At 67.4% G+C, this 14,006-nt stretch carries 11 protein-coding genes; 6 read left to right on the forward strand and 5 right to left on the reverse strand.

What is annotated here, in order from left to right; all coding sequences use genetic code 11:
- Positions 1-231: 231 nt before the first annotated feature.
- On the reverse strand, positions 232-633 hold the full coding sequence (locus SM418_RS23415) for an ATP-binding protein (protein ID WP_371943285.1): 402 nt from the start codon (positions 631-633) through the stop codon (positions 232-234).
- 245 nt (positions 634-878) lie between these two features.
- Between SM418_RS23415 and SM418_RS23420 the strand changes: the two genes are divergently transcribed.
- A complete protein-coding gene (locus tag SM418_RS23420; RefSeq protein WP_371943286.1) occupies positions 879-1,760 on the forward strand; it encodes an SCO6745 family protein in 882 nt (293 codons plus the stop codon).
- A gap of 1 nt (position 1,761) precedes the next feature.
- Here the strand turns inward: SM418_RS23420 and SM418_RS23425 are convergent, their stop codons facing one another.
- Together SM418_RS23425 and SM418_RS23430 are read right to left on the reverse strand one after the other, a co-directional pair.
- Positions 1,762-2,352, reverse strand: a complete 591-nt coding sequence (locus SM418_RS23425; RefSeq protein ID WP_371943288.1) for a DUF4232 domain-containing protein — start codon at positions 2,350-2,352, stop codon at positions 1,762-1,764.
- Positions 2,353-2,488: 136 nt separating this feature from the next.
- Positions 2,489-3,358: a restriction system modified-DNA reader domain-containing protein gene (locus tag SM418_RS23430; protein WP_371943289.1), complete on the reverse strand. Its 870-nt coding sequence runs from the start codon at positions 3,356-3,358 to the stop codon at positions 2,489-2,491.
- Positions 3,359-3,623: 265 nt separating this feature from the next.
- On the opposite strand from SM418_RS23430, the gene SM418_RS23435 reads away from it, so the two are divergent.
- From SM418_RS23435 to SM418_RS23445, 3 genes are read left to right on the forward strand one after another with little or no spacing between them, the layout of a single operon-like run.
- Positions 3,624-7,142 (forward strand): DEAD/DEAH box helicase family protein, encoded by a 3,519-nt coding sequence (locus SM418_RS23435; protein ID WP_371943291.1) that lies wholly within the window; start codon positions 3,624-3,626, stop codon positions 7,140-7,142.
- Complete coding sequence (locus SM418_RS23440) at positions 7,139-8,503, forward strand: restriction endonuclease subunit S (RefSeq protein ID WP_371943292.1); 1,365 nt, start codon at positions 7,139-7,141, stop codon at positions 8,501-8,503. The genes SM418_RS23435 and SM418_RS23440 overlap by 4 nt, the downstream gene beginning before the upstream one ends.
- Positions 8,500-10,002: a class I SAM-dependent DNA methyltransferase gene (locus tag SM418_RS23445; RefSeq protein WP_371943293.1), complete on the forward strand. Its 1,503-nt coding sequence runs from the start codon at positions 8,500-8,502 to the stop codon at positions 10,000-10,002. Before SM418_RS23440 ends, SM418_RS23445 begins: the two co-directional genes overlap by 4 nt.
- A 121-nt stretch (positions 10,003-10,123) precedes the next feature.
- On the opposite strand, the gene SM418_RS23450 is transcribed toward SM418_RS23445, so the two are convergent.
- Both SM418_RS23450 and SM418_RS23455 read right to left on the reverse strand, forming a co-directional pair.
- Positions 10,124-10,324, reverse strand: a complete 201-nt coding sequence (locus SM418_RS23450; protein ID WP_371943294.1) for a DUF397 domain-containing protein — start codon at positions 10,322-10,324, stop codon at positions 10,124-10,126.
- Entirely contained in the window at positions 10,321-11,133 is an 813-nt protein-coding gene (locus SM418_RS23455; protein ID WP_371943295.1) for a helix-turn-helix domain-containing protein, read from the reverse strand. Before SM418_RS23455 ends, SM418_RS23450 begins: the two co-directional genes overlap by 4 nt.
- A gap of 97 nt (positions 11,134-11,230) precedes the next feature.
- Here SM418_RS23455 and SM418_RS23460 point away from each other — a divergent pair, with 97 nt between their 5' ends.
- Both SM418_RS23460 and SM418_RS23465 read left to right on the forward strand, forming a co-directional pair.
- Entirely contained in the window at positions 11,231-11,659 is a 429-nt protein-coding gene (locus SM418_RS23460) for an ATP-binding protein (protein WP_371943296.1), read from the forward strand.
- A gap of 693 nt (positions 11,660-12,352) precedes the next feature.
- Positions 12,353-13,912 carry an HNH endonuclease signature motif containing protein gene (locus tag SM418_RS23465; RefSeq protein WP_371943297.1) on the forward strand — a complete coding sequence of 520 codons (1,560 nt, stop codon included), beginning with the start codon at positions 12,353-12,355 and terminating at the stop codon, positions 13,910-13,912.
- The last annotated feature ends 94 nt before the right edge of the window (positions 13,913-14,006 follow it).

Below are 14,006 nucleotides of genomic sequence, written 5' to 3' on the forward strand. Positions count from 1 at the left end.
GAATCAACCGGCCCTCACCGAACAACACCTCAATCTGCGCACGCTCACCGAGCGTAAGACGACGTCCTGGCACAACAAGATCCTTCCAGAAGGACCTCGTTGCAACAGACACTAGAAACCGCCGCGTCGGAGGCAACGACACGCCGCAAGTCAACGAGGTAGGCGACCCGGTCGACGTTCGTGGACACCGCACTAGGAACCGGCCGCGCGCTCCGCGGGCTCGGCTACGTGTCAGGGCGCCACGGTGAACCAGAGGCGGGTGCGGCCGGGGGACTGGGCCAGGCGCCATTCGCCGGCCAGCGCGTCGATGACGGTCAGGCCGCGGCCGTGGTCGAGGCGCCGGCGGCCGTGCGGGTCGGCATCGGCCGGACCGGCGTGCGCGGGCCCGTCGTCGGCGACCTCGACGCGCAGGGCGCGGCCGTCGGTCTCAACGGTCACGGTGACGAGCCCGGAGCCGTGCAGGACGGCGTTGGCGACGGCCTCGGCGGTCATCAGCTCGACGTCGTCGAGGAGGCCCTCGTCCGGGAGGACCTTCGCGGCGAGTTCGCGGACGATCCGGCGGGCGCGGCGGCCGTCCTCGCCGTCGCCGCTGAAGCCGAACGGTTCGCCGAGCCTTTCCATCCCCCTGGTCAACGCATCACACACCTGTCTCGATTCGACAACGCAACGCAATCATTCACCTGCGTTGCGTGATGGGCAATGCGACCGGTGTACTGATCTTGGCCTTTCCGGGACAGCGGGTTCCGGGGCGCCCAGCGGGGCGTACAAAACCGGTGTTTTCTCCGGTCCGTGGTGAGAATCGGCGGGCGGCCGTCCGTCGCGATGGTGCAATCTTGTCATTGTCTAGATAGGCTGGGGTCGATCACGAAGGAGGCGCGATGACGGAGAACCCCGGCCTGGCGCGGCAGATGTGGCATCAGCTCGAACCCGTGCACGCCCTGTTCTGGTACTCGCCCGAGGTGTTCGCCGAGGCGGCGGCGCTCGGGTACCAGGTGGACACCCGCTGGCCCAGCTACTTCGCATGGCGCGCCGCACCGCTCGGCGCCGCCGGAGCCGAGCGGGTCTCGTCCGCCTTCTACAGCTTCAGCCCGCGCATGGTCGGCGAGCACATCCCCGCCGCCTGGACGGTCGCGCCGCCTGACCGCGTCCTGCGGGCCCGGGAGCGCGCCGTCGACCGCATGTACCGGACGCTGCTCGGCGACGGGATCGGCGCCGCGGACCTCGCCGAGGCCGCCGGGCTCGCCCGCGCCGCCGCCGAGGAGGCGAGCACCGCCGGGCGTCCGATCGCCGCCGCCAACGCCGACCTGCCCTGGCCGGACGAGCCGCATCTCGTCCTGTGGCACGCGATCGGCATCCTGCGCGAGCAGCGCGGGGACGGGCATGTGGCCGCGCTCCTCGCCCACGGGCTCGATCCCGCCGAGTCGCTGGTCTCCTTCGCCGCGATCGGCGCCGCGCCGGTCGAGACGTTCGCGAGCCGGGGCTGGACGGACGGCGAGTGGGCCGCCGCGCGCGACCGCCTCGCCTCCCGGGGGCTCGTCGACGCCGACGGCGCCGCGACCGGCGCGGGCCGGGAGCTGCGCGACTCCGTCGAGCGGATGACCGACGACCTCGCCTACGCGCCCTGGCGGACGCTCGGCGCCGGCAGGGCCGACCGGCTCGCGCGGCTGACGATGCCCGTCCTCGTCAAGGTCCTGGAGAGCGGCCTGATGCCCGCGAGCAACACGCTCGGCATCGGGAAGGTCCAGGCGCCGTCCCGCTGAGTCAGCGTCGGGCGGGGCCCCAGGCGGTCTCCTCCAGGCGGCCGGTGTTGCCGAGGTCGAGGGGGCCGTCGGCCTCGACGATGACGACGGGCCGTCCCGGCGCCGGCCGCACCTCCAGGTACCTGCCGGCGACGGCCGTGGTGGTCGGGTCGGTGACCAGGTTCCGCCAGACGATCCCGAAGACGGCCGACCCGCCCGGCCGGATCGTCAGCGGCTTCGGCCCGCCGTCCTTGATCTGCGTGGTGCCCTGCACGATCGTCACGTCGAAGGGCTGCCGGTCCGCGGACAGGACGCGCAACTCCGGGTAGCCGTTCAGCCGGTACGGGCGGTCACCGCAGTTGCGCAGCTTGATCGTCGCCGCGCGCAGGCCCATCGCGGCGCTGACCTCGCCCATGCCGATGCTGATGCCCTCCGGCGTGCAGACGGGCGGAGCCGGGGACGCGGCGGAGGACGGGGTCGCCGGACGCGTCGGCAGCACCGGGTAGGGCTCGGACGGGGCGGCGCCGGGCGCCGTCTCGGTGCCGCACCCGGCCAGGCCGAGCAGCGCCGCCGCGGCGAGCAGTCGGATCGAGGTCCGCTGGGTCAGGGTCACCTGGGGATCATTACAGACGAATGCGGACGTTGTGTGTCCGCGCGTCCGGCGGCGCGGGTGCGCAGGTGGGCGGCGCGCTGCGGTTGGCCGAGGATGGGCCGCGGGCCGTCCATCTTCATCCGGCTCATTGGCGAGATCAGCCCGGGGACGGCGGGCTGAGACGCTTTCGGAGAGAGTCAAGCGTGATTGTGCCGGTGTCAGTCTCCACCGCCCAGAATGTCCATCCGTTCTCGGACCCTTTGGTGACGTAGTCCGCCGCGCCCGAAGGGCTGCCGAAGAGGCGTCCGTCGTGCTCGATGCGGCCGTCGGGCAAGATGATTGCTTCCGCTGGGTGTGCGCGGCTGGTGGAGACCAGCTTCGCTTGTGCTTCGAGCAGCCCGGCGAGCAGGAGGTCCGGCACCGTGCCGTGGATCTTTCGCCTGACCCTCCTACCGCTATCGCTGGGCACCCGCGGGCGCGGGAGCGGCGGTTCGGGCATCGCGTTGGAGGTGGTGGCGTCGTAACCGAGGAGGCGCAGCACGCGCACGAACGGCACGACGCAGTTTTCGAGCATCTGGCGATCGTGCGGCGGGAGCGTTTCGTCGACCGGTCGGCGCAGGTTGTGAAGACGGGCCTCCGGTACCGCGTGAAGGAGGTCGTACAAGCGCCCTTCCAGCCATCCGACCTGGGCCGAATGAAAGCCGTAGCTGGTGTCTCTGCGGAGAAGGACTGCGCGGGACCAGTGGTCCTTCCCGCTGAGGTGGTCCGACAGGCGGGACTTGATGCCCGCGGGAGCCTTGCCTACGTAGACGCCCCACGTCCCGTCGGAGGAGGCGGGGTCGAGGAGTGCGTAGACGCCGGGTACGTCCCAGTCGGAACCGAGAGATCTCGTCCCGACCCGCTCGACGATGGCCACGCGCAGTGCCACGTGATCGATGTAGACATCGATCGGCGCCTGGGCTGATCCAGGGATGACCACGTTCGTCGCCAGGCTGCCGACCGCACCGATCTCCAAGATCTCCTCCACACCTTTTCCAAGAATCGTACGACCATATGAGGTATATGCCAGTGCTCTGAACACCTTGATCCGTCTGCGCCGGTTGCGGTGACCCTCACCCCGGATATCCGTGGTTTCACGGAGTGGCGGAGCTTTTGGCGCCTGGAGGACATCCTCCCGGCCGGTCGAAGCGTCAAGAAGTCGGCGGGGAAGTCGGCGGACCCCTGGGAAGAATGGGGCGAAGCAGATATCCTGCAACGTTCGTCGCAATGCTCGGGGTGCGGGGTGATGAGTCATGGCCGACTCGTTCGGAGAACTGGCAGGACGGTCGCGGAACTTCGGGTTCCTGCTGCCGCATGAGCCGTTGCTGGTGGTGGACGGTGCGGCAGCCGAAGCCTATATCTACAGCGACCCCGACGCGGCCATGGGCAAGGCCCGGCGTTTCACCGAGACGCTGGCGAAACTGCTGGTAGCGCGCACGCAGACGCCGATCAACGGAACTACGCAAAACGCCAGAATCGCCGCTCTTGCGAGCGCGGGGGTCCTGGTGCCCAGCGTCCGCCGGGCATTTGATGATGTCCGAATATCGGGAAATCAGGCCGTCCATTCCCACTGGGGAGACGTGCAGGCGGCCCTGGCGTGCGTGCGGACGTGTTTCGAGCTGGGCGTCTGGTTCCACAGGGCCGCCACCGGAGGTCCCGCGCCCCTCGGGTTCGTCCCGCCGCCCGACCCCGCCACCCGGCCCCTGGCGTCGGTGGTCGAGCGAGCCGAGATGGAGCAGCTGCGGCAGGAGCTGGAGCGCCTGCGGGAGCGGCTGGCCGCGGTCAAGGTCAGCCGGGACGGGCAGAACTCCAAGGCGGAGGCCGAGGCCCTGGCCCGCCGGCAGGCCGAGGAGGAACTCGGCAAAGCCCGGGCCGACCGGGAGGAGCTGCGCGGGCTGGTCGAGCGGACCCAGCAGCAGCTCGCCGAGGCCGAGAAGCGCTTCGCCGCCGAGGTCACCCGTCCGGCCAAGGTGCGGCCCGTCGAGCGCGACGCCTTCATCGCGCGGGCCCAGCACGCGGCCGTCGAGCCGCTGACCGAGGCGGAGGTCCGCCAGCGGCTGGACGAGATGCTGCGGCTCGCCGGCTGGCAGGTCCAGGACCACATCAAGGGCACCAACCTGTTCGCCACCCGGGGCGTGGCCGTGCGCGAGGCGCCCACGGCCGAGGGCGTGGCCGACTACCTGCTGTGGGTGGACCAGAAGCTCGTCGGAGTGATCGAGGCCAAGCGCGAGGGTGTGATCCTGACGCCGGTGGAAGCGCAGTCGGCCCGCTACGCCGACACGCTGACCGCGTCCCAGCAGGTCGCCGCCTGGCGGATGCCGCTGCCGTTCAGGTACGAGTCCACGGCGGTGGAGACCCATTTCACCAACGCGCTCGATCCGGCGCCGCGCGCCCGCTCGGTGTTCTCCTTCCACCGGCCCGAGACGCTCGCCCGCTGGATGCGCGAAGCGGACTCCGAACCTGGGACGCCCACGTTGCGGGGCAGGCTCCGCACGCTTCCGCCCCTGGACACCCGGACCCTGCGCGCCGCGCAGACGCGCGCCATCACGGGCTTGGAGCAGTCGCTCGTCCGGGACGAGCCGCGCGGCCTGGTCCAGATGGCCACCGGCGCGGGCAAGACCTACATGGCCGTCACCCAGACCTACCGGCTGCTGAGGTACGCCAAGGCGCGCCGGGTGCTGTTCCTGGTCGACCGCAACAACCTCGGCAAGCAGGCCTACACCGAGTTCGACAACTTCGTCACTCCCGATGACGGCCGCAAGTTCACCGAGCTCTACAACGTCGAGCGGCTCGGCGGCGCGGCCATGAAGGACTCGACCAAGGTCGTCATTTCCACGGTCCAGCGCCTGTACGCGCGGCTGCGGGGCGAGCCCATGGACCCCGACGTCGAGGACGAGAGCTACGACAGCTACGACGCCAGCGGCGTCGTCGAGGTCGACTACAGCGCCGACCTGCCCCCGGAGACCTTCGACCTGATCATCGTGGACGAGTGCCACCGGTCGATCTACGGCGTGTGGCGCCAGGTGCTGGAGTACTTCGACGCCTACCTGGTCGGCCTCACCGCCACCCCGGTCAAGCAGACCTTCGGGTTCTTCGCCCAGAACCTGGTCAGCGAGTACACCTACCGCGAGTCGGTCGCCGACGCCGTCAACGTGGACTTCGACGTCTACCGGATTCGCACCGAGCACGCCGAGCGCGGCGCCACCATCGACCAGGGCACCGTCGTGCCGATCATGAGCCGTCCCACCCGCCGCAAGCGCTACGAGGAACTCGACGACGACCTCACCTGGACGGGGACTCAGCTCGGCCGCAAGGTGATCAGCACCGGTCAGCTCCGGCTGGTGATGGAGACCTTCCGCGACCGGCTGTTCACCGAGATCTTCCCCGGCCGCACCTACGTGCCCAAGACGCTCATCTTCGCCGTGGACGACAACCACGCCGAGGAGATCGTGAACATGGCCCGCACGGTCTTCGGCAAGGGCAACGACTTCTGCAAGAAGATCACCTACAAGGCCGCGGACCCGGACGCTCTGATCGCGGAGTTCCGCAACTCCCCGGACCTGCGGATCGCCGTCACGGTCAACATGATCGCGACGGGGACGGACATCCGCCCCCTGGAGTGCGTGTTCTTCCTCAACGAGGTCAGGAGCTGGGCCCTGTTCGAGCAGATGAAGGGCCGCGGCGCCCGCACCGTCGACCCCGCCGAGCTGAAGCAGGTCACGCCGGACGTGGAGGAGAAGACCCGGTTCGTGATCGTCGACGCCGTCGGCGTCACCGACAGCCCGCGCGTGGACGCGACTCCGCTCGTGCAGCACAGCGACAGGCAGATCAACCTGGAGTCCCTCCTCAACAAGGCCGCCAACCTGACCATCAGCCCGGACGAGGCCTCCACTCTGGCCGGACGTCTCGCCCGCCTCAACAAGCAGATCACCCCCGACGAGCGCGCCGAACTGGAGAAACTCGCCGGCCGCCCGCTCGCCGAGGTGATCAACTCGGTGTCGAGCTGCGCCGACCCGGACGCCCTCCAGGCGGCCTACGGCGAGGGCGGCCAGAAGGGAAGGGCCGCCGTCCACGACCTCATCGTCCAGGCCGTCCGCCCCCTGGCAGAGAACACCGAACTGCGCCGGCGCCTGCTGGAGATCCGCCGCGCCCACGACGTCTACTGGGACGAGGTCAACCCCGACACCCTCATCGAAGCCGCCGCCCAGGACCCCAAGCTGCGCGCCCAGGAGGTCATCACCTCCTGGCGCGCCTACCTGAAGGAGCACCGGGACGAGATCACCGCGATCGAAGCCGCCTACCGCAGCGGCCAGCCCGGCCGCGCGGCCTACGCCAAGCTCAAGGAACTGGCCGCCCGGATCGCGCGTCCCCCGCACGAGTGGACACCCGAAGAGCTGTGGAAGGCCTACGAAAAGCTCGACCTCGCACCGGGGACGCGCGCCGCCCGGCACGGAGTGGTCGATCTCATCGGCCTCATCCGCTATGAGCTCGACATCGACAGCGAGCCCAAACCGCACCGCGGTGTCGTAGAGGAGCGGTACGCTGCCTGGCTTGTGAAGCAACAGCAGGCCGGAGTCGAGTTCACCCCCGACCAGCGCTGGTGGCTGGACCACATCTGCGACGTGGTCATCACCCACGCCGCCATTGACTCGACCGAACTCGACAAGCCCCCGTTCACCGACCACGGCGGCATCGACGGCTTCCTGAAAACCTTCGGCGACGCCAACGCCGAACCCCTCCTCACCGACCTGAACCGGAACCTCACCGCATGACAGATCTTCCTCCTGGCTGGGCTGAAGCCACTCTTGGAGACCTCCTTCTGGGTGTTGAAGCGGGTAAGTCCTTCCGCTGCGAACCCCGCCCGGCCGGCTCAGACGAATGGGGCATCATCAAGGTTAGCGCGATGACCTGGGGTGAATTTCGAGAGACGGAGAACAAGGCGGTTCGTCCGGATATTGAAATTGATGACGCCAACGAAATAAAGTCTGGCGACATTCTCCTCAGTAGAGCAAATACCGAGAGCTATGTGGGTGCCTCTGTTCTCGTAAAAAACTGTCGTCCACGACTACTTTTGAGCGACAAGAGTCTCCGCTTGGTTCCCTCGCCTTCGGTTGATCGTCGCTGGTTTTCCTGCCTCTTGGGCTCTCCTGGCATTAGACGTGATATATCGCGCCGGGCGACAGGAACTAAGGATTCGATGCGTAATATCTCACAAAGTTCACTCAAGGAAATCGGCGTCCTCGTTCCCCCCTTGAGTGAGCAGCGCCGGATCGTCGCCGCCCTTGAAGGCCACCTCTCTCTTCTTGACAATGCCCAGCGAGCAGCGGAAAAGGCCCGGCTTAGGCTTGTAAAACTGAGGGAATCTGTCCTGAGGGACTGTTTTTATCGACTGTTGGCAGATTCGAAATCTGTTCAGCGCCTTGCAAGTGTTGCGACGATCGCTAGCGGTCAGACTCCCAAGGGAATCTCAGAACTTGTCCAGCAGGTTCCTAGTATCAATTCGGTTCCCTATTACAAGGTCGGCGACATGAACCTGTCTAACGATCATTTTATGCACGAGTCTCGGACATATGTACTTCGTGAAGATGCGGCCCAACTTGGGTTGCATGTTCGACCTGCTGGCACCGTTCTCATCCCTAAGCGGGGAGGTGCCATTCACACTAACAAAAAGAGAATAACGAAAACACCCGCAGCATATGACCTCAATACGATGGGAATCATTCCCGGCGAGACGCTAGTTGTGAAATATCTATGGTACTGGCTCGAGGGGATCAATCTTTCCGCACTCTGCGATGGATCGAACGTTCCGCAAATAAATAATCCACACCTTGTCGATCTAGAAATTCCCGTCCCTTCCTTGGATCGGCAGAGGGAGGTTGTTGCCGCCCTTGATATAGAGATGGCAGGTATCAATCGCCTTGCGGGAATTCGACTGACGACTGAAAGTAAGTTGCTGCGACGTTCGCTGCTGGCGGAGGCGTTCGCGGGGCGGTTGGTGGAGCAGGATCCGGCGGATGAGCCCGCCTCGGTGTTGCTGGAGCGGATTCGGGCGGAGCGGGCGGCGCAGGGGCCGGTGCGGCGGGCGCGACGGAGCAAGGGCGAGAAGGCACCCCAGAAAGAGACGCTGTTGTGAGCACTGCGGAGACGCGGCGGCTGGTCGCGAAGCTATGGAACTACTGCGATGTGCTGCGCGACGACGGTGTCTCCACGATCGACTACGTGGAGCAGCTCACGTTCCTGCTCTTTCTGAAGATGGGGCACGAGCGGGCCAACCGTACGAGCTTCCCGGACCTCGCACTCCGGCCGGTGGGGAACGCCTGGCAATCGCTGCTGGACGCCGATGGGCAAGAGCTTGAGGACACCTACAACCACGTCCTCCGGGATTTCGGGCAGCGCAGGGACACCCTCGGCGTCATCTTCCGCAAGGCGCAGAACCGGATCCAGGACCCGGCCAAGCTCAAGAGGCTGATCGTCGATCTGATCGACAAGGAGAAGTGGTCCAGCCAGGGCGTCGACGTGAAGGGCGACGCCTACGAGGAGCTACTTGCCAAGGGGGCCGAGGACGTCAAGTCCGGGGCAGGGCAGTACTTCACGCCTCGTGAGCTGATCGCCGCGATGGTCGACTGCGTCCAGCCCGGCCCGTCCGATGTGGTCTGCGACCCGGCTTGTGGGACGGGCGGGTTCCTCCTTGCGGCCCACCACTACATTCAGAGCAATTACGGCAGCGACCTGACACCTGAGCAACGTGACAAGTTGGCTTCTGGCAGCATCCGTGGGATCGAGCTGGTGGATGGGACGGCCCGGCTGGCGGCGATGAACATGCTGCTGCACGGCATCGGCAAGCCCAACGGTGAGTCGCTGATCGAGGTACGTGACGCGCTGGCCGAGCCGTCGCACGTCTACCCGAGCGTGGTCTTGGCCAATCCGCCGTTCGGACGCAAGTCGTCCATCACCGTGGTCGGTGAGGACGGACGGGCCAACCGCGAGGACATCGAGTACACCCGCCAGGACTTCTGGGTCACGACCAAGAACAAGCAACTCAACTTCGTCCAGCACATCGCGTCGATGCTAGGCATCCCCGGGCGCGCGGCCGTCGTCCTGCCCGACAACGTGCTGTTCGAGGGTGGGGCAGGGGAGACGATCCGGCGGAGGCTCCTCAAGCAGTTCGACGTGCACACGCTGCTGCGGCTGCCCACGGGGATCTTCTACGCGGGCGGCGTCAAGGCCAACGTGCTGTTCTTCGACAAGAAGGAGGCCCGGCCGGAAGCGCCGTGGACGTCCAAGCTGTGGGTGTACGACTTCCGCACCGGCCAGCACTTCACGCTGAAGCAGAACAGGCTCACCCGCGAGCACTTGGACGACTTCGTCAAGTGCTACCGCCCCGGCGAGCCCCACGAGAACCGCATCGAGTCCGAGCGGTTCAAGGCGTATACCTACGACGAGCTGCTCGCCCGCGACAAGGTCAACCTCGACATCACGTGGCTGAAGGATCCGAGCCTGGAGGACGCCGACAGCCTGTTGCCGCCGGCAGTCATCGCCCGTGAGATCGTCGAGGACCTGACGGCCGCGCTTGCCGAGTTCAACGCCATCGCCGAAGCGCTTGAGCAGCCGAAGGAGCCTCCGGCGGAGTGAGCCCCGGCCGCTGACGGTCCGGCTCCGTCTGGGGAGCACGGCCCGGGACGGGCCCCGTCTTCGAGCTGATCCGGTTCTCGCCGTAAATCGAAGGCGGGGCCGTCCGCGTTGTCGGGAGGGTCTAAAGGTCCAGGTCTCCGCGCTTCACGCGGGTGACGAGCTGGGCGAAGCTTGCGGGAGAGAGGGTGAGGTGGCCGTTGTCGGGTGCCTTGCTATCCCTGACGCCGTGCCCCTCAGCGAGAGCCGCCACCTCCACGCAATCTTGCCCCCCGGCACCGCCCGTGCCGCTTCGGCTGGACTTACGCCAAACGCGCTCGCTCACTGTGTGGCCTCCATAACCTCGGCTATGAGTTTCCTAGTGGAGTCTCGCGACAGGCTGTCAGCGCCAATCCGGTCATACCGTACCCGGTAATCACGGACGTTCGCGGGGTCTGTAACCAAACGCCCGCCTCCGACCGCCTCTGACCAAGCCATCTCGGTGCCGTTCACATCGAGGAGGGTGAACGAGCCGTCAACCCCTGGATGTACGCCAACGGTGCGGGGGACCACGCGGATAACGATGCCGCGCTTCTGGCCCATCTCGATCAGATGAACGAGTTGCGCACGCATGATCTCCGGAGTCCCGATGCAATCCCAGAGGACCGATTCCTTGATCAGCACCCATAGGTCTGGTGGGTCGGGCTGCCGGAGGATCTCCTGTCTCGCCATTCGTTCCTCTACGGCGGTGTCCACATCGTCGACAATCTGACCACCGGCGATCAAGGCCCGCGCATACTCAGGCGTCTGGAGGAGAGCAGGAATCAGGAGTGCGGCATATGGGCTGACCACCCGCGCGCGTCGCTCGTAGGCGGCGAACTGCTGGAACCAGTTCGGATCGTGAGAGCTGTCAGCAAGCCTCCTAAGTCGGGTGAAATGACCGCGGGTGCGCCATACCCGGTCAAGAGTTTCGGTGTGCTTTTGGGGGGTTTTCGCGCTGCCCGATTCCCAGTTTGAAACCGTGGAATTATCAACGCCGCAGATCTGGGCCACGTCGGCCTGGGAAAGGTTGCGTTCCTCGCGCCAAACTCGCAGGTCAACGGACAGCCAGTGCCACAGGTTGTGATCGGGATCGAGGCGATCTACTCGCGCCATTCAAGATCCTTCATCTAGGGATCACTGAACGAAACGCGACAAGCGTAACCGGCGGCGGCAAAGTTCGGGGTGGGTTCAGCGAGAAAGGTGGCCCGCGATGAATGACATTCAGGACATTCAGGACAAGCGTCCGTCAAAGGCGCCAAATGAATTCGCCCTGCGTTGGCGTGCCTATCCCGAGAGCGTGTATCTGACGCGGTCGCTCGTCTCGGAGGCATGTGAGGCATGGGGCCTTGCGCAGCACGACTACGTGGGGCGGACGATCATGTCCGAGCTGGCCACGAACGCCGTGGTGCACGCCGTCGAGGGGCACGAGATCCAGGCGTGGGTCACGCTCGTGGACGGTGCCATCGAGTTCCGGGTGTGGGACCCGTCCCACGCGCCGCCGGTCGTGCCGGAGGCCGATCCCGAGGCCGAGGGCGGCCGGGGGCTGATGATGGTGCGGCTCCTGGCGACCGGCGGCTGCGGATACCGGCAGATCGGCGGCGGTCGCGGCAAGCTCGTCTGGGCGCGGCTCGCCCTCTAGAACCCCCGTCCGTCCGGCGAGCGGGTCGCACCCGTCCCCCTGGGGTGCGACCTCGCCAACCCCCGGCCTCGCCGGACGGACGGGCCCACTGCCGGCAGGGGCGAACCACCTGGAGCAGGACGGTCCGGTGTGCCCGAAGTCGGCGGTGCCCGATCGGTGGGGGTGCCGAGGGTGGGGTCCCATCCCGATGTGGTCGCGGTGCCGAAGACCCGGCCGTTGGCGAGTGTCCGAACCCGGAGTTCTCGATCCGGCGCTGGAGGTCGTGCGCACGGCTCCCGCAGTGGTTTGCGAGCGGACGTGGTCCCAACCTGCCCGGGGCCCTCGAAGTGTTCTTGACCGACGTCAACGCCCAGGCACCGCCCCTGTTGCCCGACCACGACGCCGCGATCGCCACCTACCGCTCCAACCCGACGTGTGCCAACAGCGGACAGGACGCCGATCGGCTCACCTCTCTCGGCTGCACCGACGTCCGCAAGGACCGCGAGGGCATCCAGGACTTGAGGTCGCCCACTTCGAATGCGTCCGCTCGGCAACGGCGAGCGAGAGCGCCAAGCGGCGGGGCGGCCGACGGCGCCGGTTCGCCGGGGCCGCCAACCGGACTCCCAGGTCCATGAGGGTCTGCTGTCCCGGTGGTGACAGTAGTCAAGTCCCGTTCTGGAGGTCGCTTGACCTTTAGTTCGATACACTCTGAGTATGTGTTCGGTTACGGATATGGATCTCGGTGCGACGTCCACCCAGGAGCTGGTGGACGTCGCGGCTGCGATCGCCGCCGAACTCGCCGCCCGTCCCGCGCCGGAGTCGGCTTCGGTGTGCATGGAGCTGGCCGAGACGTTAGCGGCCGCAACCGACGCTCAGGAGGGGGCGCTGGCCGGACTCATCGGACAGGTGGACGCGGCCGGGGAAGTGCGCCGCTGGGGGTTGCCCTCCACGCAGGCATGGCTGCGGTCGCGGCTGGGCATGCGCGAGTCGCGCGCCAGGGAACGCCTCACCCTGGCCCGGCACCGCCACCGGCTCCCCGAGGTTCGCGAGCGGCTGGCCAGCGGCGAGTTGTCCTACGGCTACGCCGCAACGGTCGCCGAGGCCGTGGCGCGGTTGGACGATCAGGACTGCGCCAAGGCCGAGACGCTGTTGCTGGACATGGTCGGGCAAGGCGTCTCGCCCGGGAAGCTCGCCGTGTTCGGCCGCCGCATCCGCGACGTGATCGCCGAACGCGACGGTCACGACGAGCCACCGGCTGAGGCCCGGCGAGGGTATGAAAGGTCCTGGATCACTTCCACCCGTTCTCTCGATGGCGGCCGCTACATCAACGGCTGGCTCAACGCCGAGGACGCCGCGATCTGGGCTGGCACCCTCGCGCCGCTGGCCAAGCCCGCCGGGCCCGACGACGACCGTGACCTGGCCGAACGGACCGCCGCGGCGCTGAGCGGCGTCCTGTCGGGCGGGCACAAGGCCACCAAGGTCACCGTCATCTGTGACCTGGAGACCCTGACCGGCGGCCCGGTACCGGCGCGGCTGACCGACGGCTCGCCGATCCCCGCGCCCCAGGCCCGCCGCATTGCCCTGGCCGCCGGAGTCTCACCACTGCTGCTGGCCGGCGGCCACACGCCGCTGTACCTGGGGCACAAGGTTCGCTTCGCCACGGCCGCCCAGCGCCAGGTCCTGGAAACCCGCTACCCCACCTGCGCGGTAGAAGGCTGCGAAGTCCCCGGGAGCCTGTGCGAAGTCGACCACGTCAACGGGTGGGCCCTCGGCGACAGCCCCACCGACATCGACAAACTCGCCCTGTGCTGCGGATGGCACAACCGCTACAAACACGCCAACCCACGACAACTCCACGCCAGCCACGACTTCACCACCGGCCGATACACCTACAGGCTTCTCCCACCAGCCATCACGCGCACGGGCGCTCCACCCGCGCCCGCCCCGCGAGCGGCCGACCCGCCAGCAACCAACCGGCGACCGGCCGATGCGCCAGCAACCGATGTGCGAGCGGCCGATGTGCGAGCGGCCGATGTGCGAGCGGCCGATGTGCGAGCGGCCGATGTGCGAGCGGCCGAGGTGCGAGCGGCCGAGGTGCGAGCGGCCGATGTGCGAGCGGCCGATGTGCGAGCGGCCGATGTGCGAGCGGCCGAGGTGCGAGCGGCCGAGGTGCCAGCAGCCGATACGTCAGCAGCCGATACGCCAGCAAACGATGCGCCAGCAAACGATGTGCAAGCGGCCGATGTGCGTGCCCCGTACGACAGGGCCGCATAGGAAAGCTGGTGTAGACCTCCCGGGTTGCCTTCACTTGCAGGGCGGCGACCGGTGCCTTTCGTCCGTAGGTCATCGGGCCCCGGCCGCGGAAGCC

The sequence above is a fragment of the Actinomadura chokoriensis genome, assembly GCF_041463665.1.
GTDB classification, from domain to species: Bacteria; Actinomycetota; Actinomycetes; order Streptosporangiales; family Streptosporangiaceae; genus Spirillospora; species Spirillospora chokoriensis_A.